This window comes from Maribacter luteocoastalis, assembly GCF_048890225.1.
Taxonomy (GTDB): domain Bacteria; phylum Bacteroidota; class Bacteroidia; order Flavobacteriales; family Flavobacteriaceae; genus Maribacter; species Maribacter luteocoastalis.
Genome location: NZ_JBMFZG010000005.1, coordinates 36,187 through 55,429 on the forward strand (window position 1 = coordinate 36,187; position 19,243 = coordinate 55,429).

The window sequence follows — 19,243 nt, forward strand, 5'->3', positions numbered from 1 at the left end:
ACAATTGTTGTAAGTACATGAATGTAGAAGAGACTATTAAAACAAATAGAAAAATTCCTTTAAGACAAAGGACAATTATACATTTATCATTGATTTACAATAAAATAAATGAAGAAATAACTAATTGTTTAAAGCCCTTTGAACTTTCTATTCAACAATTCAATGTTTTGCGAATTTTAAGAGGTCAAAATAATAAACCTGCCAACCTTTGTACCATCAACGAACGAATGGTAACTAAAATGAGCAATACCACAAGGCTGGTTGACAAATTACTGCTTAAGGGATATGTTAGTAGAACCATATGTAAACAAAACAGGAGAAAGGTTGAAATACAAATAACAGCTAAAGGCTTGGATATTCTTACTGAAATTGATGGCATAATAATTGAATCTGAAAATCGGATTTTGAGTAATTTCTCAGATGAAGAACTTATTGAACTAAACAGATTATTTGATAAAATCTAAATAATAACATGAACAAAATAATAGACGATTTGAACTGGCGCTATGCCACTAAAAAATTTGACGACACAAAAAAAATTAGTGACAAGGATTTGGAAACACTAGTAGAAGCAACAAGGCTAAGTGCTTCATCTTACGGTTTACAACCTTACCATATCTTTATCGTTGAAAACCCTAAAATCAGAAAACAATTACAACCTTTTTCATGGAATCAGTCCCAGATCACTGAGGCTTCCCACCTTATTGTTTTTGCTAATAAAGAAACGTTTGGTGAAGAATTAGTTGATGATTACTTAAAAAATGTGATGGCAACAAGAGGTCTTAAGGAAGAAGCCATTAAAGGGTATTCTGATTTTATGAAATCCAATTTAATGACACTTACTGATGACCAAAAAGACAATTGGACCTCAAAACAAGTTTACTTGGCGCTAGGCAATTTAATGACGGTAGCTGCAGAATTACAAATTGACACCTGCCCCATGGAAGGTTTTGAAAAGGAAAAATATGATCAGATATTAGGTCTGGATAAGAAAAATTTAAGTTCAACTGTAGTATTAGCCGTTGGATACCGATCCAAAGATGACGATACACAGCATTTTCCTAAAGTAAGATATTCTAAAGAACAATTATTCACACACATATAAACAGACTAATAACAATTACATTTAAATTAAAAATTATGAAAAAAACAGTTTTAAGTTTAGCTCTAGCAGTAGTTTTAGGATTTTCTGCAACCGCAAGTACCCCAATTAATGATGAAAAAAAAGAAGTCAAGGTAAGTGAAAGTACAGTTACTTGGAAAGGGTATAAGGTAACCGGATCCCATGAAGGAACTATAGCCTTAAAATCGGGATATCTTATAATGGATGGAAAAAAGCTAACCGGTGGCGAATTTGTTGTGGATATGACTTCTATTAACAATTCCGATATGGAAGCAGGAAGTGGTAAGGAAAAATTGGAAGGTCACTTAAAATCTGATGATTTCTTTGGCGTTGCTTCTCATCCTACCGCTAAATTAGTTTTCACTTCTGTTGAGTTAATGAACAAAAATTCTTACTCAGTAACTGGAAACTTAACTATTAAAGAGACCACAAAGCCTGTAACCTTTGTAGTATCAATATACGAAAATAAAGCAACCGCTACCTTAAAAGTAGATAGAGCTGAGTATGATGTTCGTTATGGCTCAGGAAGTTTCTTTGATGACTTAGGTGATAAAACCATATATGACGAATTTGATTTAGTTGTTGATTTGGCTTTGTAAATTGCCAGTTAACCACTTATCAGGTTTAGTGTTTAAAAATCCCTTTGAAATTATTTCAAAGGGATTTTTAATTTTTAATGAAAAAATTTGCTCCTTTAAATTTCCTTTTTATATTTGAGGCAATGAAAACAATGAAAAATTCTTGGTGGTGGAACAACTTACGGCAACATTCGTGAGCTAGTACTCCATTAATAATAATATAGAGGCTTGTCATCACGACAGGCCTTTTTTAATTTATAGCAGTTTATATGTCATTTACATTAACAACACATTCAAAAAAAATTCTGGCAGACACCATTACCCCCGTCAGTGTGTATTTAAAGATCAGGGATAAATTCCCTAATAGTATACTATTGGAGAGTAGTGATTACCATGCCAATGACAACAGTTTTTCTTATATCTGCTGTAACCCCATAGCACATATTAAGGTACAGGATGAACTAATCACAAAGGAATTTCCAGATGGCACTAAAGAAATTATAGAAATTTCTTCAGAAACCGACATACCAAATGAGATTGATGCCTTTGCTAAAAAATTCAAGGTTACCAACCAAGATTTTAAATTTATAACCAACGGTCTTTTTGGTTTTATGGCCTATGATGCGGTACGTTATTTTGAAGACATTAAAATTTCAAAAAAAGATGGTTCCGTTACCATACCGGATATCTATTATGCAGTATATCAGAATATTATTGCCATAAATCATTTTAAGAATGAGGCCTACTTGTTTGCCCACTGTTTTGAGTCTGAAAATAATATTCCTGAATTGGAACAGGTGTTAAAGGTAAGAACATTTGCTTCATATAATTTTTCCAAGGAAGGTGCTGTGAAAACTAATTTGCACGACGAAGAATACGAGGATCAGGTGGCATTGGCAAAAAAACATTGCCAGCGGGGCGATGTTTTTCAACTTGTTTTGTCAAGGCGATTTTCCCAAGGATTCAAGGGGGATGAGTTTAACGTATATAGGGCCTTACGCTCTATTAATCCTTCTCCTTATCTATTCTTTTTTGATTACGGTGATTTTAAAATATTTGGCAGTTCACCCGAGGCTCAGTTAATAGTAAAAGATGGTAAAGCAGAAATACACCCTATTGCCGGCACCTACAAACGTACAGGAAACGATGAGAAAGATGCTGAGCTGGCCAAACAACTAGCAAACGATAAAAAAGAAAACAGCGAACATGTTATGTTGGTAGATTTGGCAAGGAACGATTTAAGCAGAAATGGAAATATGGTCCAGGTAGACACCTATCGTGAAGTTCAATATTTCTCACATGTCATACATCTGGTTTCCAAAGTAACCGGAGTAAAAAAATCTGATATTTCTACCTTAAAGATTGTAGCAGACACGTTCCCTGCTGGAACATTAAGTGGTGCACCAAAACATATGGCTATGCAACTTATAGAGAAATATGAAAAAACAAGTAGAGGTTATTATGGTGGTGCTATAGGATTTATGGATTTCAATGGTAATTTTAACCATGCTATTATGATTCGCACATTCTTAAGTAAAAATCACGAATTACATTTTCAAGCCGGAGCAGGACTGGTAGCGGCATCTGACCCTGCAGACGAATTACAAGAAACATATAATAAATTAGGCGCATTGAATAAAGCCCTAGAAATTGCTGAAACTATCTAAATGGGAAGAAAGATATTAATGATAGACAATTATGATAGCTTCACGTATAACCTCGTGCACTATCTAGAGGATTTGGATTGTGAGGTTGTGGTAAAACGTAACGATCAATTATCCTTAGAAGAAGTGGCGTCTTTTAACGAAATTGTGCTATCCCCAGGTCCAGGAATTCCTGATGAAGCAGGGTTGTTAAAACCTATTATAGAAAAATACGCCTCCTCAAAAAGAATATTTGGGGTTTGTTTGGGACAACAAGCCATTGCCGAAGTTTTTGGTGGGAGCCTTATAAACCTAGATCAAGTTTATCATGGTATATCCACTAAAATAAATATTGTAAAAGACGATTATATTTTTGATGGATTACCTAAAGAAATTAAAGTAGGCAGATATCATTCATGGGTAGTTGATCCAAATCTACCTCAAGAATTAGAGGCCACTTCTTTTGATGAAAATGGACAAATAATGTCATTGAGACATAAGATATATGATATAAGGGCAGTACAGTTTCACCCAGAATCGGTTTTAACACCGGAAGGGAAACAAATGCTTAAAAACTGGTTGAAGAAATGAAAGCGATTTTAAACAAACTTATCAATCACGAAATACTTGCCAAAGAAGATGCAAAGCAGGTATTGGTAAATATTGCAAAAGGCGAGTACAATCCGAGTCAAATAGCCGCCTTCTTAACGGTATACATGATGAGAAGTGTCACCATTGAGGAATTAGAAGGTTTCCGAGATGCGTTATTAGAACTTTGTTTGGCAATAGATTTATCTGAATATAACCCTATTGACCTTTGTGGAACAGGTGGTGATGGCAAGGATACCTTTAATATCTCCACATTATCCTCATTTGTAACTGCGGGTGCCGGTGTAAAAGTTACTAAGCATGGTAATTACGGGGTTTCTTCCAAATGTGGAAGTAGCAATGTGATGGAATTTCTGGGTATTAAATTTAGTAATGAATCAGATTTTCTTAAGAAATCTATAGATGAGGCTGGTATTTGTGTCTTACATGCTCCATTGTTTCATCCGGCTATGAAAAATGTTGCCCCTATACGTAGGGAATTGGCCGTGAAAACATTTTTTAATATGTTGGGGCCTATGGTCAACCCAGCTTTCCCTAAAAATCAAATGGTGGGAGTTTTTAATCTAGAACTGGCAAGAATGTATGGATATCTGTATCAAAATACAGATAAGAACTTTACAGTGTTACATGCCTTAGACGGTTATGATGAAATAAGTTTAACTGGTGATACAAAAACCATTTCCAATAATTCAGAAGCTATTTTAAAGCCATCGGATTTTGGTGTTTCAAGTATAGCTGCAAAAGATATTGTGGGTGGTGAAGATGTTGCGGCATCTGCGCAGATTTTCTTAAATGTATTACATGGTAAAGGTACAGATGCACAAAATAACGTAGTATGTGCCAATGCGGGAATTGCCATTAGCACAGTAGATGGTATTACGCCAATTCAAGGCTTTGAAAGAGCCAAGGAATCATTATTAAGTGGTAAAGGGTTAGAAGCATTAAAAAAATTACAAGCAATAAGTGCCCAATGAATATTTTAGATAAAATAGTGGCCGACAAACGTAAGGAAGTCGAGTTAAAGAAAATAATTCTTAGTACCACTCAATTAGAAAAACACCTGCTTTTTGAGAGAGAGTGTACCTCCTTGTCCAATGCTTTACAACAAAGTACAACAGGAATCATTGCTGAACATAAAAGACGTTCCCCGTCTAAATCAACAATAAACCAAAACACTAATGTAGGCCAGGTAGCCAAAGGATATCAAAATGCTGGTGCCTGTGGAATGAGTGTATTGACAGATATTAAATATTTTGGCGGCTCATTAGAGGACTTATTATTGGCAAGGGCATCGGTAACTATGCCTTTACTTCGCAAGGAGTTTATAATTGATGAGTTTCAAATTATTGAGGCGAAAGCCTACGGTGCGGATGCTATTTTATTAATAGCCGCCATTTTATCAAAAACCGAAATAAAGATGTTTTCCACATTTGCCAAAAGTCTTGGGCTAGATGTTTTGTTAGAAGTACATAATGAAGAAGAACTTCATAAATCCATTATGCCAAGTTTGGACATGCTTGGGGTAAATAATAGAAACCTTAAGACTTTTGAGGTAAGTTTAGAAACAAGTAAGACCTTATCCCATATAATTCCTGATGATTTTGTAAAGGTTTCAGAAAGTGGTATTAGTTCCATTGAAGCCATTAAAGATTTGAAAGATTATGGATTTCAAGGATTTTTAATTGGAGAGAACTTTATGAAAACTGACAAGCCGGGTAAAAGCGCAACTGAATTTATAAATAACCTTAAGGCATGAAACTAAAGGTGTGTGGAATGAATTCCAATATTTTAGAAGTTGCGGCCATAAAACCGAACTATCTAGGTTTTATCTTTTGGGAACCTTCATCAAGGTTTTTTCATGGAAAAATACCTGATATCCCTGATGGGATTAAAAGAATAGGGGTTTTCGTAGATGAGTCCATACCTAAAATTGTAGAGGCAATTTTGCATTACGATCTTAATGGTGTACAATTACATGGGAATGAAAGTGCCACCTATTGCAAGGCATTGAAAGAGGTGATTATTGAGCATAAAATTAGTGAACACCAATTTGATAAAGTTCATTTTGACATTATCAAAGTTTTTTCCATAAAGGATAATTTTGATTTTGATAAGTTGGCACTATTCGAGGATGTGTGTGATTACTTCTTGTTCGATACAAAAGGGAAATTACCTGGCGGCAACGGATATGCTTTTGATTGGTCTGTCTTAAAAAACTACCCTTCTACAAAACCGTATTTTTTAAGTGGCGGTATTGGCTTGGAAAACACAGACGAACTTAAACATTTTTTGACCCTGCCAGAATCTAAATATTGTTATGCCATAGATGTTAATAGCAAATTCGAGATTGAACCAGGGTTAAAGGACATTGAAAAAATTAAAAATTTTAAAAAAATACTAACGGAAAACTAATGGGCTACAACGCAGACGAAAAAGGGTTTTACGGAGAATTTGGAGGGGCATTTATTCCAGAAATGTTATACCCTAACGTAGAGGAACTACGGCAAAAGTATTTAACCATAATGAATGAGGAATCTTTTAAAGAAGAATTTAATCAACTTTTAAAGGATTATGTAGGAAGACCATCCCCACTTTACTTTGCCAAACGTCTTTCAGAAAAATACGATACCAAAATTTATTTAAAACGGGAGGATCTAAACCATACTGGGGCGCATAAAGTAAACAATACCATTGGCCAGATATTAATGGCGAAACGCTTGGGTAAATCACGTATCATTGCCGAAACCGGTGCTGGGCAACATGGGGTGGCTACCGCTACTGTATGTGCCCTAATGGGTATGGAATGTATTGTTTATATGGGTGAGATAGACATTGCAAGACAGGCACCAAATGTGGCTAGAATGAAAATGCTTGGTGCAGAAGTAAGACCTGCCAAATCTGGCAGCCGCACCTTAAAGGATGCCACCAACGAAGCGATTAGGGATTGGATAAATAATCCGGTAGACACACATTACATTATTGGTTCTGCCATTGGACCGCACCCCTACCCTGATATGGTAACTCGTTTCCAGTCCGTTATTTCCGAAGAAATCAAATGGCAATTGAAAGAAAAAGAAGGCCGTGAAAACCCAGATTATGTGGTAGCCTGCATTGGTGGTGGCAGTAATGCCGCGGGCACCTATTACCACTTTCTTGACCAACCGGAAGTAGGCATTATTGCTGTAGAAGCGGCAGGAAAAGGTATTGACTCCGGCGAAAGTGCCGCAACATCAGCTTTAGGAAAAATAGGCATAATACATGGTTGCAAAACCATGTTGATGCAAACTGCCGATGGGCAAATTACCGAACCCTATTCCATATCTGCAGGTCTAGATTACCCAGGCGTTGGCCCTATGCATGCGCATTTATATAAATCTGGAAGGGCTGAGTTTTATTCCGCAACGGATGATGATGCAATGGCCGCAGGCCTAGAACTTTCCAAATTAGAGGGTATCATACCTGCCATTGAAACAGGTCATGCATTTGCCATTTTTAAGTATAAAACATTTCAACCAGATGATATTGTAGTTATAAGTTTATCTGGGCGGGGAGATAAGGATCTAAACACGTACATAGATTATTTTAAGTTAGCATAGCACATGGAAAATAGAATACACAAAAGACTACATGCAGAAGGCAAACTGCTATCCATATATTTCACCGCAGGGTATCCACAATTATCAGATACCGTAAAGATTATTCAAGATTTGGAAAAAAGTGGTGTGGACATGATTGAAATTGGATTGCCTTTTAGTGACCCACTTGCTGACGGCCCTACCATACAAGAAAGTTCTACGGCTGCCTTAAAAAATGGCATGACCACTAGATTGCTTTTTGAGCAATTGAAGGACATACGAAAATCCGTCTCTATTCCCTTAATTTTAATGGGTTATTTTAACCCAATGTTGCAATATGGCGTAGAGGAATTTTGTGCTAAATGCCAAGAAATTGGGATCGACGGAATCATTATGCCCGATTTGCCCTTAGCTATTTACCAAGATGAATATGATGCAATTTTTAAAAAATATAACTTGGTAAATGTTTTTTTAATTACACCCCAAACCAGTGACGAACGTATTAGGCAAATTGATGCCGCATCGGATGGTTTTATTTATATGGTAAGCTCTGCCAGTGTCACAGGATCCAAATCTGGATTTGGCAAAGAACAAGAGGCCTATTTTGAAAGAATTGACTCGCTCAAACTCTCAAACCCACAAATTGTTGGTTTTGGAATTAAGGACGCCGAAACTTTTAAACAAGCAACCAAAACTGCAAAAGGCGCTATTATTGGTTCTGCTTTTATAAAACATCTTACAGAATATGGTGCCAATCAAACAAACGCTTTTATAAAATCTATTAGATAAAATGGACTTTTTAAATAATTGGAAACTGATCATATTACTTTGCCTAACCTTAGGTTTGGCACCATTTTTTCCTGAACCTCATTTATGGGGGAAACTTAAATGGATTGCTGGTGGTGCAAACGGAATGCAATTCATGGATTGGTTTGATGTTCTACTACATGGTTCTCCATTTATTATATTGCTAAGAAAGATTACACTTACTCTTTTAAAAAAATAAACACAATAGCCTTGTAGAACTCGTTTTTATACAATACTTTTCTAGCTATTCCACTATTTCAGATTTATGAAAAAATTACTTTTTCCGATTTTGTTACTTGCCATCAATTGTGTTCTTAATGCACAAGATTCTACAGTAATAAAATCACAAGTACGTCACAGTATTGATGAGCTAAGGGATTTTGTTGCCTTACCCAACGACGCGTTGAATGCAGATGACATTGATGCCAATTTAATGTGGCTTAAAAATAAATTTAGTGGTAGAGGATTTAACACTAGTATTCTGGAAACCGAAAATTTGCCCTTATTCTTTGCCGCATTACCTATGGATGACAGTAAGCCAACCATATTGTTTTACATGCATTTAGACGGGCAATCTGTAGATGCCACAAAATGGGATCAATCCAACCCCTACGAAACTGTTTTAAAATCAAAGGATGGCGATCAATGGAAACAGGAGTCATTTGATAGCCTAAATAATGATATAAATTATAACTGGCGTTTGTTCGGCAGGTCTACTTCAGATGACAAGGGCCCTATTGTCATGTTTTTAAATGCTATTGATTTATTAAAGAAAAATAACGTTACCGTACCATTTAATGTAAAGGTAATATTGGATAGTGAGGAAGAAAAGAGCAGCAAACCTTTAGCCAAAGCGGTTAAGGATTACCGTGAATTATTAATGGCAGATTTTCTAGTAATCAATGATGGCCCAGTACATGTTTCCGGACAACCAACCATTATATATGGTTGCCGTGGCATAACCACCCTTTCCCTAACTACGTTTGGCCCTATAAAACCCCAACATAGCGGGCATTATGGAAACTATGCCCCAAACCCAGGGTTTTGGTTGGCACAATTACTGGCTACCATGAAAGACAAAGATGGCCGAGTAACAATTCCAGGTTATTATGAAGGCATCCATTTTGATGAAACCACACAAAATATTTTAAAAAGTGTTCCAGATAGCGACCAAGAAATTTCAGAAAGATTACAGTTTAAAACCGCCGATAAAGTAGGGTCGTTTTATCAAGAAGCATTACAATATCCGAGTTTAAATTTACGTGGATTAGGTTCTGGATGGATTGGCAATCAGACCAGAACTATTGTACCTGCAACCGCAACGGCTGAGCTAGATTTAAGATTGGTACCAGAATCTGATGGCGACCGTTTAAAATCGCTTGTAAAAAAACATATTAAAGACCAAGGCTTTTTTATTACAGATGACGTACCTACCAAAGAAGAAAGATTGGCACACGATAAAATAGTTATGCTAAAGGAAGGTACTGTTACAGACGCTTTTAGAACTGATTTAGATAATGGGTATGGTAATTTTCTAGTAAATACGCTGAAGAACAAATTCAAGGATGATATTGTCCAAATTAGAATTATGGGAGGTACGGTACCCATTTCGCCATTTGTAAATGAACTTAAGATACCTGCATTTATAGTTCCAATGGTAAACCCAGATAATAATCAACATAGTCCAAATGAAAATTTAAGAATAGGTCAAATTGCCTATGGGATCCAGACTTTTTATAGCATACTTAGTAGTTCTATTAACTAAAATTATTTAGCTAAATGAATTATAAAAACACCATTTGCCCCTCTTGAACCATACAGTGTCGTTTCTTCTCCTTTTAATAATTCAATAGATTTTAATTCTACAGGATTTATAAAAGAAATACTAGGAACATAGCTGTCATCAACTACAAACAAAGGTGTAGTGTCACCAAAGCTATTTGAACCTCTAACAACAATATTACTCCCATTTACCTCAACCCCAGTAAATAGTTCTCTTATTAATTTATATATATCGGTATACTCTTTAAAGCGTGCTGGATCAATAGAGCCTTTTCTAGGTGCTACAACAGTAAATCCCATATCCTGTAAATTCCTTTCTGTTAGTTCATTTACTATATTATTAGGGAATTGAAAATCTATATGATTTTCCATGCCATAGACTTTAGTAATTAAACCATGTGTTTTAGAGTACACCGACAAAGATTGAGTAGAAGAAGGTATTTCAGTTGTAAAATTCCCTTGTTTATTACTACGAACAAAAGTTTTTATGGAATCAATATAAAGAATTGCTTTTTTTACAGGAATGCCCAAGTAATTTACCACGGTAGCCTCTATTTTGACCTTTTCTGAAGATTGGTTTTGTGCAAGACAAAATTGTACAGTAACTACACAAATTAACAATAAGTATCTCATCTTCATGTATTTATATTTTTAAAAATGGAACAAATACTATACCAAAAATTTGATTTTAAAAAAAACGATAAGATTTTTCTTATCGTTTATGATTACTAAAATATGCTTTTATCTTTAAGCAGAGTTTCTACTCGCATTGATATTCCCATATAAAGACCTTGTTACAATTTTTTCGTACAGCTCTTTAAATTCACTTTGCTTTCCAATTTTCTGTAGTGCATATTGCTGTATAACAAGTAATGGCAATACTATATTCTCCCTAATTTTAATGGATTCCCTAGAAATGGTTTCCTTTTCCATTAAAATTTCCATTCCAGATAACTTTAACAACATATCTTTAGAGAGTTCAAACTCCTCATGGAGAATATCCCAAAAAGCCCCATATTCATCATTCTCCTTCATATAGCTGGTTAGCTCAAAGTAACATTTGGATAGACTCATCATACTATTCATCATTAAAGCTTGGAAAAAAGGCACATCATTGTATAAGTCCTTAGCTTCATTAAACCTGCCTTCATCCTCTAACTTTTTTAATGCAGTTCCTATGCCAAAATAACCTGGTACATTTTGTTTTAACTGACTCCAAGAACCTACAAATGAAATAGCCCTTAAATCCGATAATTCCAACTTCGCCTTATTACCCCGTTTGCCTGGTCTACTCCCAATATTTGCTTTGGTATAGTACTTTAGCGTACTCATATTTTCCAAGTAAGGCATAAACTTATCGTGATGCTTTAAGGCATCATATTTATCAAAACTTAATTCTGAAAGTTCCTCAATTAACTTTCTGGATTCATCGGAAATGGTGATTTCCTTACCTAAAATGGTATTGGAAAGTCCTGCCGTCAATAATTGTTCACTATTATAAATAAACTGTTCCTTGGTTCCATAGGTGCTCGTAATTGTTTGACCTTGAATAGTTAACTGAATCTCATTATTGGCAACTTTATTGGTTTGGGCCGCATAAAAACGATGTGTTTTTCCACCACCTCTTGCCGGTGGCCCTCCCCTACCATCGAAGAAAATTGCTGTAATCTCATTTTTCCCACAAACCTCAGAAAGCACCTCTTTAGTTTTTAAAATAGACCAATTGGCCTTTAAATAACCACCGTCCTTAGTACCATCAGAAAAACCTAGCATAATAGTATGTCTGTCTGCCCTATTATTTAGATGTGCCCTGTATTCGCTTAAATTAAACAATTGCTGCATGGTTGCTTCAGCATTATCCATTCCTTTCATCGTCTCAAATAAGGGAACTATATCAAAGGTAATTTTCTTGTCGCCCCAACCACACCATCTAAACAATGCGTAAACGAATAGAATACTATAAATATCCTCAGAATTACTAATAATATATCTATTACATCCTTCTTCCCCGTTTTTCTCCTGTATGGTCTGTAGTTGTGAAATATTCTTAATGGTATCCTTAACTATTTCCTCTTGGTAATCATCTGGTGATAAGTTAAGGTTATCACTGATCAAAATTGATATCAATTTATCTTCTGACAGTTCAGATATATCACTATCGATATAACCATTTTTCCTTAAAATCTCATTCATTACTTTAGTATGAATGCTATGGTCTTGTCTAATATCTATGGTTGCAAAATGGGTCTTGAAGATTTTAACCTTATCTATGAACTGATCTAAATCCTTTAAATATAAATTATTGTATTTAGCAATGAGCGATTCCCGAATTTGATTCAACGGGTTTATAATATCATCATAACCCACTTCTTTGCTAGGGTCAAACATTGCCGTATATAAATTGCCACGTAGTTTATTTATAGGCTCTTGTACATCCTTAAATGTTAATTTATGTTGTAACCGTTTTAAATCATTATAGTAGCATTTCATTAAGGTAACCCTTAACTCATTCATTACGTCTTTAGTGATTTCCGATGTCACAAAAGGATTACCATCACGATCGCCACCTGGCCAAAATCCTAATTTAACAATATTGTGATTTTCAAATTTACGTGTTCCTAAACTCCCTTTTATATAGGAATACATTTCTCCAATAGCATCATAATATACATGTCTGAGTGTATAAATAATGTTTTTAGCCTCATCTAAAGGTGTTGGTTTTTTAGCATTTACCAATGATGTTAATCCCAATTGTTGTAATGCAACATCAATCTCATCAATCTTATCCTCTAAAATCAATGTTCTTAAGTTGGTAATGATATCCAGCACAGCAGGTGTATAAAACTGTGTAGGATGTGCAGTTAATACCAATCTGGCACTAAAATTGTCCAATTTATCAGCTATATCATCCCAAGAATTATTTCGCTCTACCAATTGAAAATAATCCTTTAAAGAAAGGGAACTACTATGCTTATGCATTTTAGGAAAAGCAGCGTCCTCTACACTATCATAGAGCACCACCTGACGCTCTACATATTGAATGATGCGAAACATAAAGTCTATACGGTCCTTTTCAGAATCTATTTCTGCAAAATTGTGAAAGAAGTTTTCTAGTATTTCTTTAGGATTTAGACCCTTTTTAAGTCCTTTTTCAGACTGATCCATTAACAATGGAATAAGCATGCCTACATTTTCTATATTTCTATAAGGTAAATTCAGAAATAAACTATTGTAGACATTGAATTTATTCTGTACAGATTTCTTAAACTCCTCTAATCTTTCTAACTGCTGCATATATCAATTTTGTTACTATTATAATAAGAATAATAATTCATGTTCCAACTGTTCTAATACTGATATAAAGATCATATTTTCTATCAGAACAGTAGGTATGAAATACTCTAAATAACAAAATAGAATTAAGAAACCACAAAAACAACACGTTTGACAACAATAATTATAAAAATCTTGGGAAGCAACCTACTTTTGAAATGTAAATAAGTAAATAATTTTTTTCATTTTCATATAGTGTTCTCGTAAAAGAGCCTTGTTATATAACAAGGCTCTTTTTAGTTTTGTACGATTTCAAAAAATTAAAAGAATGCACTATACTGCATAATCCTAAAATCAATAGTGGTGAATTTTGGATTTTCAGATTTTATCCTCTTATAATCGGGTAAGCTACCTATGGCCCTGTTTGCCGCGCCAGATGGCGCAATCAAGGACACTGTTTGAATACTACTCTTTGTTTTGGGATGCATAAATTGATGTATTCTTGGCACTTTAGATGTCACTTGAACCAAGGCTAAATTATTTTCTTTCAAATGTTTCCTGAAAAAATACTCTGGGCCGTTTTTACTATTACCCCCTGTGAACAATAAGGTATCAACATTTGAATATTGCTCTAGATACCCTAATAGGTTTCTCAACTTTACATTTTGCATGCCCACATCCGAGGCATCCATCTTGACTCGTTCAGCAGACGCTACAATATCGCAAATTCCAATTTTACGGGATTTTAAAAATTTCTTACGTTGTTCTATTGCGGCATAGGTATTTTCAAACCCAAGTTTCAAATCAAATAGTACATTCAAAATTGGCCATAATTGTCCGTCCCTACTTCCATAACAAAAATCTACATCACCTTCTTTTAATTCCCCTGAAGTAAATCTCGGCGGCGGCAACGTACCAACAATAAGTTTAGTGGCTTCTTTAAATATAAAAGGCTCGTATGGGTGAATATGCTTAAACAAAACTGAAATACTTTTAAAGTTCTAAAATTACGGCACATATGTCTAGCTATTAGTATATCATTTTATTAACTTTAAACAAATACATGTTTTAAAAGATGGGAAAAGGAGATAAAAAATCTAAAAGAGGAAAAATAGCAAATAATTCATATGGTGCTAGAAGACCAAAAAAAATAAAACGAAAACCAACTCCAGAGGAAAAAATCAAGATTTCTAAAAAGAAATAATTTAATTATCGATGCGGAAATTTAAAGTAACTTGTTTTTCCTCGTCCAAAGAGAGTTCGTATGTATAAAAACCAATTGGCAAAGAATCAAGGATTGTTTCTTGTGCTTGGTAGTTAAAAGTCACTGAATCTGTCTCAATGGCCAGTGACATTTCAGCCGATGCCTGTTCAAATTCATAATACTGTGAATACTCCCCTGTACCAATATTTATATACATGGTATCCTTTTCTAGCACCAAAACCTTGTTAAATGCAAATGAGGTATTGTTTTTAATACGCAAATTTACCGATGCCACATCATCATCCCTATCTGTACAAGAGAGGCAGGCTACTGTAAATAAAATACTAATGGAAACCAATAATCTTTTCATACCCACAAATTATAGGATTACGTACACTATGAGAACGAAAGCATGAAGATTATATTTTACCGGATAAATACAGGTTGGTTTTCTTTGAGGGTATGCTCCTGGCTAAATTGATAATCCTCTAAATTAAACCCTTTGATATCCTCTAGGCTTTTAGCTTCAGAATCCAAAATATATCGCACCATAGCACCTCTTGCTTTTTTAGCAAAAAAACTAATCACCTTTAATTTATCGTTCTTCCAATCCTTAAATATTGGAGTAATTATAGGAACCTTAAGTGATTTTGAATCTACCGCATCAAAATATTCATTGCTTGCCAAGTTCACAAAAAGTTCATTATCTTTAAGTTCAACATTTAAAGAATTGGTAATTTCTTTTTTCCAAAACTCATACAAATTCTTTTTTCTTCCAATTTTTAGGGAAGTTCCCATTTCCAGTCGATAAGGTTGCATTAAATCCAATGGTCTTAAAACTCCATACAGTCCAGAAAGAATACGAAGGGTATCTTGCAAATTATCCAATTTTGACTCTGGAATGGTATAAGCATCAAGTCCAGTATACACATCACCGTTAAAAGCATATACAGCGGGTCTTGCATTTTGAGTAGTAAACGGAACAGAAAATTGCTGATTACGTTCCCAATTAAGCTGTGCCAGGTTATCTGAAATTGACATTAGGTCAGCTAGTGCCTTTGGCTTCTTTTTTACCAATATAGTATTAAGCTTTTTTGCTTCCTCTATAAATTTTGGATAAGAATATCTGCCTGTTGGCAATTCTCTTTCATAATCCAATGACTTGGCAGGAGATATAACAATTTTCATATATCAATTTTAGGATAGGTAAAAATATAAAGGTTTTTGGGTAAAATATTTATGAAGCACAAAAGAGTTTCGATAGTGGTATTGGGCAAAACTATAGGGAACTATTTTTACTATAATTTTTCCATTTCTCTATACACATTTGTATATCTTCAGGGATTTCAGAATCAAAACGCATCTGTTCTCCTGTAATAGGATGAATAAAACCTAATGTTTTGGCATGTAATGCTTGTCTTGGCAAAACCTTAAAAGCATTATCTACAAACTGTTTGTATTTTGTGAAGGTCGTACCTTTTAAAATCTTATCACCGCCATAACGTTCATCATTAAAAAGGGTATGCCCAATATATTTCATATGAACTCGAATTTGATGTGTTCTTCCCGTTTCCAACTTGCAGGAAACCATGGTCACATAACCTAATCTTTCTAAAACCTTATAATGTGTTACCGCCTCTTTGCCTTCTTCACCTTCGGGAAAAACATGCATTTGTAACCTATTTTTAGGATTACGTCCAACATTACCAATAATTGTTCCCTCATCTTCCTCTACATTACCCCATACCAAGGCAATATATTCCCGTTCTGAGGTCTTATCAAAAAATTGCTTTGCCAAGTGGGTCATTGCGGCTTCGGTTTTGGCAATGACCAACAAACCAGAAGTATCTTTGTCTATTCTATGCACTAGCCCGGGTCTTTCGTTGCTATTGGCCGGTAAATTATCAATATGATAAATCAATGCATTAATAAGTGTACCGGAGTAGTTTCCATGACCAGGATGCACCACCATACCCGCAGGTTTGTTAACCACCAAAAGCACATCATCCTCATAAACAATATCTAAAGGAATATCCTCAGGAACAAGTAAATGTTCATGTGGTGGATGCTCAAAAAGTACCTTGACCTCATCACCGGCCTTTACTTTGTAGTTAGGCTTTACAATAGCGTCGTTAACCCATACATGTCCTTCTTTAGCTGCTTGTTGTATTTTACTTCTTGTGGCGTTCTCAATAAAATTCATTAAAAACTTATCCACACGCAGTGGTTCTTGACCTTTAGATGCTAGAAATCTATGGTGCTCAAAAAGCTCATTATCATCTGGTTCCAGATTTACCGTTGTGGTCATACTTAATTAGAATTGGCCTTAATAATAGCACTATCGGGAATATTGCCATTCCCACATATCAATTCTACCTTGGAAGTTTTAGGAAGCTTATCCCCTGGTTTAATATATTTTCCTTTGTATTTTAACTGATACACCATGTCTTTTCCTAATTCGTCTACATAAGTTACTCGCTGCACATCTAAACCCACAGCTTTTAACATGGAAGAAGCGTTTCTTTTGGTTACTTGAATAATTTTGGGAACAGTTACTTTTTTATATCCGGACGGATTTACCGTAAAGTATATTTTTCGGTTCGTTTTTACTTTTGTTCCTGCAGAAGGGTTTTGTTCTATTATAGAAAATCTAGGATAATCAGGATTAAAACTAGCTGAATCTAAAACTTCATATCGTAACCCAGCATCTTCCACAGATTTTCGCATTTCCATTACAGATAGTTTAGAAAAATCTGGAACCTCAACAAACTCACCATGATTGGTTGTATTGTTTAACCATCTTAAAACAACGAAAATCAAAATTATAGTAAGTAATACTGCTGTTGCAATCTGGATTAAAAAAATCTTACTCCTTAAAAAATTAAAAAAATTTCGCATCTGTGAATTTTATCGCTACAAATATAAGAAATGCCCATGTACCACTTGATTCATTTTAACTTGTTATTTGATGGCGATTTCTTAATTTATATTAGTAGTGCCAATAATTCTCTTTTTTGTTTAACTTGAATGCTACATCTTTGTGATAACAATATTATTTATCTCGTGCGCATGAAAAAAAGAATTGCAATTATAATGGGTGGCTATTCCAGTGAATTTAAAATTTCACTTAAAAGTGGAAATGTTGTTTATGATTATTTGGACAAGGATCAATATGAACTGTATAGGATACACATATTTAGGGATAAATGGGTCTATGTAGATAGCAATGAAAATGAAATACCAATAAATAGGGCAGACTTTAGCATTGACATAAATAACAAAAATATTAGGTTTGATTGTATATTTAACGCTATCCATGGTTCTCCAGGAGAAGACGGGTTAATGCAGGCCTATTTTGAGTTAATACATATGCCGCAGACTTCTTGTGGATTTTACCAAGCATCACTAACATTTAATAAACGAGATCTACTCAGTGTTCTTAAGCCATATGGCATAAAATCTGCTGCTTCATACTATCTTAATAAAGGCGATGTTATTAGTGAGGATGAGATAATTGCAAAAGTTAATCTCCCTTGTTTTGTAAAAGCCAATAAATCTGGCAGCAGTTTTGGTATATCAAAAGTTTATAAGAAGGAAGAACTTAAAAACGCCATTGACGTGGCCTATGCCGAAGATGATGAAATTATAATTGAAAGTTTTTTAGATGGTATAGAGGTATCGGTTGGTGTAATAAAGTATAAGGGCAAAACAAAAGTTCTTCCAATAACAGAAATCGTAACAGAAAATGATTTTTTTGACTATGAAGCAAAATATGAGGGTAAGTCACAGGAAATTACCCCAGCAAGAATTACGAAAACACAGAAAAGGAATGTAACCCAAACGGCTAGGAAAATTTATGATGTCCTAAAAATGAAAGGGTTTTCTAGAAGTGAATTTATTTTTATTGGTGACGAACCGTACTTATTGGAAATGAATACCACTCCTGGATTGACAACCGCAAGTATATTACCGCAACAAGCCAAAGAAGCAGGAATTAACCTTTCACAGCTTTTTAATAATGCCATACAGGAGGTTCTTGGTTAAATTAACTATTTTTAAAAGCTATATACATCATTTATGAAACGTGCTATTTTTCCTGGTTCATTTGATCCACTTACCTTGGGCCACCATGACATTATAATGCGTGGCATTACACTTTTTGATGAATTGATAATTGCAATTGGTGAAAATGCTGATAAAAAATATATGTTTTCTTTGGAACAGAGAACGGACTTTATAAAAGAAGCCTTTAAAAATGAACCCAAAATAAAAGTACATACATACCAAGGGCTTACCGTAGATTTTTGCAAAAAAGTAAATGCCAACTATATCCTTAGGGGATTAAGAAATCCCGGGGATTTTGAATTTGAAAAAGCTATTGCCCACACCAACCGTAAGTTATCTGAAATAGAAACGGTTTTTTTATTGACCTCCTCTGGTAAATCTTATATTAGTTCGTCTATTGTTAGGGATGTAATAAGAAATGGTGGTGATTATACAGGTTTAGTACCTGATTCTGTAAGAATTTCTTCTTAAAACTTCATCTTAACAACATATTTTATTCCTTTCGATAATAATTTTTTAATAATTTGTACTATTCAAGTAAAGGATTTTAGAACAATCTTGCGAATTATGGGGAAAAATTCTCC

The 19,243-nt window shown here is 34.6% G+C and carries 22 protein-coding genes; 15 read left to right on the forward strand and 7 right to left on the reverse strand.

The window, feature by feature from the left end:
- Nucleotides 1-17 precede the first annotated feature (17 nt).
- The 12 genes from ACOCEA_RS10820 to ACOCEA_RS10875 all read left to right on the forward strand — a co-directional run bounded on the left by ACOCEA_RS10820 (nucleotide 18) and on the right by ACOCEA_RS10875 (nucleotide 10,100).
- Nucleotides 18-464, forward strand: a complete 447-nt coding sequence (locus tag ACOCEA_RS10820) for a MarR family winged helix-turn-helix transcriptional regulator (protein ID WP_420756258.1) — start codon at nucleotides 18-20, stop codon at nucleotides 462-464.
- Between the two features lie 8 nt (nucleotides 465-472).
- Nucleotides 473-1,105, forward strand: a complete 633-nt coding sequence (locus tag ACOCEA_RS10825; protein WP_420756259.1) for an NAD(P)H-dependent oxidoreductase — start codon at nucleotides 473-475, stop codon at nucleotides 1,103-1,105.
- A gap of 35 nt (nucleotides 1,106-1,140) precedes the next feature.
- Entirely contained in the window at nucleotides 1,141-1,722 is a 582-nt protein-coding gene (locus ACOCEA_RS10830) for a YceI family protein (protein WP_420756260.1), read from the forward strand.
- A gap of 248 nt (nucleotides 1,723-1,970) precedes the next feature.
- A complete protein-coding gene (locus tag ACOCEA_RS10835) occupies nucleotides 1,971-3,368 on the forward strand; it encodes an anthranilate synthase component I family protein (RefSeq protein WP_420756261.1) in 1,398 nt (465 codons plus the stop codon).
- Complete coding sequence (locus tag ACOCEA_RS10840) at nucleotides 3,369-3,935, forward strand: anthranilate synthase component II (RefSeq protein WP_420756262.1); 567 nt, start codon at nucleotides 3,369-3,371, stop codon at nucleotides 3,933-3,935.
- On the forward strand, nucleotides 3,932-4,927 hold the full coding sequence (gene trpD / locus ACOCEA_RS10845) for an anthranilate phosphoribosyltransferase (protein ID WP_420756263.1): 996 nt from the start codon (nucleotides 3,932-3,934) through the stop codon (nucleotides 4,925-4,927). The genes ACOCEA_RS10840 and trpD overlap by 4 nt, the downstream gene beginning before the upstream one ends.
- On the forward strand, nucleotides 4,924-5,709 hold the full coding sequence (trpC, locus tag ACOCEA_RS10850; protein ID WP_420756264.1) for an indole-3-glycerol phosphate synthase TrpC: 786 nt from the start codon (nucleotides 4,924-4,926) through the stop codon (nucleotides 5,707-5,709). Before trpD ends, trpC begins: the two co-directional genes overlap by 4 nt.
- Nucleotides 5,706-6,365, forward strand: coding sequence for a phosphoribosylanthranilate isomerase (locus ACOCEA_RS10855; protein ID WP_420756265.1), 660 nt, complete (start codon nucleotides 5,706-5,708; stop codon nucleotides 6,363-6,365). The genes trpC and ACOCEA_RS10855 overlap by 4 nt, the downstream gene beginning before the upstream one ends.
- Nucleotides 6,365-7,549, forward strand: a complete 1,185-nt coding sequence (trpB, locus tag ACOCEA_RS10860) for a tryptophan synthase subunit beta (protein ID WP_420756266.1) — start codon at nucleotides 6,365-6,367, stop codon at nucleotides 7,547-7,549. Before ACOCEA_RS10855 ends, trpB begins: the two co-directional genes overlap by 1 nt.
- A 3-nt stretch (nucleotides 7,550-7,552) precedes the next feature.
- Complete coding sequence (gene trpA, locus ACOCEA_RS10865) at nucleotides 7,553-8,317, forward strand: tryptophan synthase subunit alpha (RefSeq protein WP_420756267.1); 765 nt, start codon at nucleotides 7,553-7,555, stop codon at nucleotides 8,315-8,317.
- Between the two features lies 1 nt (nucleotide 8,318).
- Nucleotides 8,319-8,534: a hypothetical protein gene (locus ACOCEA_RS10870; RefSeq protein ID WP_420756268.1), complete on the forward strand. Its 216-nt coding sequence runs from the start codon at nucleotides 8,319-8,321 to the stop codon at nucleotides 8,532-8,534.
- Nucleotides 8,535-8,600: 66 nt separating this feature from the next.
- Entirely contained in the window at nucleotides 8,601-10,100 is a 1,500-nt protein-coding gene (locus tag ACOCEA_RS10875; protein WP_420756269.1) for a M20/M25/M40 family metallo-hydrolase, read from the forward strand.
- Between the two features lie 2 nt (nucleotides 10,101-10,102).
- On the opposite strand, the gene ACOCEA_RS10880 is transcribed toward ACOCEA_RS10875, so the two are convergent.
- The 3 genes from ACOCEA_RS10880 to ACOCEA_RS10890 form a co-directional block, all read right to left on the reverse strand.
- On the reverse strand, nucleotides 10,103-10,750 hold the full coding sequence (locus ACOCEA_RS10880; RefSeq protein ID WP_420756270.1) for a TonB-dependent receptor plug domain-containing protein: 648 nt from the start codon (nucleotides 10,748-10,750) through the stop codon (nucleotides 10,103-10,105).
- Between the two features lie 114 nt (nucleotides 10,751-10,864).
- Nucleotides 10,865-13,411, reverse strand: coding sequence for a phosphoenolpyruvate carboxylase (locus ACOCEA_RS10885; protein WP_420756271.1), 2,547 nt, complete (start codon nucleotides 13,409-13,411; stop codon nucleotides 10,865-10,867).
- Between the two features lie 299 nt (nucleotides 13,412-13,710).
- Nucleotides 13,711-14,370 carry a uracil-DNA glycosylase family protein gene (locus tag ACOCEA_RS10890; protein ID WP_420756272.1) on the reverse strand — a complete coding sequence of 220 codons (660 nt, stop codon included), beginning with the start codon at nucleotides 14,368-14,370 and terminating at the stop codon, nucleotides 13,711-13,713.
- Nucleotides 14,371-14,465: 95 nt separating this feature from the next.
- On the opposite strand from ACOCEA_RS10890, the gene ACOCEA_RS10895 reads away from it, so the two are divergent.
- Nucleotides 14,466-14,594, forward strand: coding sequence for a 30S ribosomal protein THX (locus ACOCEA_RS10895; RefSeq protein ID WP_420756273.1), 129 nt, complete (start codon nucleotides 14,466-14,468; stop codon nucleotides 14,592-14,594).
- Between the two features lies 1 nt (nucleotide 14,595).
- Here the strand turns inward: ACOCEA_RS10895 and ACOCEA_RS10900 are convergent, their stop codons facing one another.
- The 4 genes from ACOCEA_RS10900 to ACOCEA_RS10915 form a co-directional block, all read right to left on the reverse strand.
- Nucleotides 14,596-14,964 (reverse strand): hypothetical protein, encoded by a 369-nt coding sequence (locus ACOCEA_RS10900; protein WP_420756274.1) that lies wholly within the window; start codon nucleotides 14,962-14,964, stop codon nucleotides 14,596-14,598.
- 56 nt (nucleotides 14,965-15,020) lie between these two features.
- On the reverse strand, nucleotides 15,021-15,782 hold the full coding sequence (gene yaaA / locus ACOCEA_RS10905) for a peroxide stress protein YaaA (protein WP_420756275.1): 762 nt from the start codon (nucleotides 15,780-15,782) through the stop codon (nucleotides 15,021-15,023).
- A gap of 91 nt (nucleotides 15,783-15,873) precedes the next feature.
- Nucleotides 15,874-16,902, reverse strand: coding sequence for an RluA family pseudouridine synthase (locus tag ACOCEA_RS10910; RefSeq protein WP_420756276.1), 1,029 nt, complete (start codon nucleotides 16,900-16,902; stop codon nucleotides 15,874-15,876).
- 2 nt (nucleotides 16,903-16,904) lie between these two features.
- Nucleotides 16,905-17,492 carry a PASTA domain-containing protein gene (locus tag ACOCEA_RS10915; RefSeq protein WP_420756277.1) on the reverse strand — a complete coding sequence of 196 codons (588 nt, stop codon included), beginning with the start codon at nucleotides 17,490-17,492 and terminating at the stop codon, nucleotides 16,905-16,907.
- A 171-nt stretch (nucleotides 17,493-17,663) separates the two neighbouring features.
- On the opposite strand from ACOCEA_RS10915, the gene ACOCEA_RS10920 reads away from it, so the two are divergent.
- Nucleotides 17,664-18,638: a D-alanine--D-alanine ligase gene (locus ACOCEA_RS10920; RefSeq protein ID WP_420756278.1), complete on the forward strand. Its 975-nt coding sequence runs from the start codon at nucleotides 17,664-17,666 to the stop codon at nucleotides 18,636-18,638.
- A 33-nt stretch (nucleotides 18,639-18,671) separates the two neighbouring features.
- Nucleotides 18,672-19,130 (forward strand): pantetheine-phosphate adenylyltransferase, encoded by a 459-nt coding sequence (gene coaD / locus ACOCEA_RS10925; protein ID WP_420756279.1) that lies wholly within the window; start codon nucleotides 18,672-18,674, stop codon nucleotides 19,128-19,130.
- The last annotated feature ends 113 nt before the right edge of the window (nucleotides 19,131-19,243 follow it).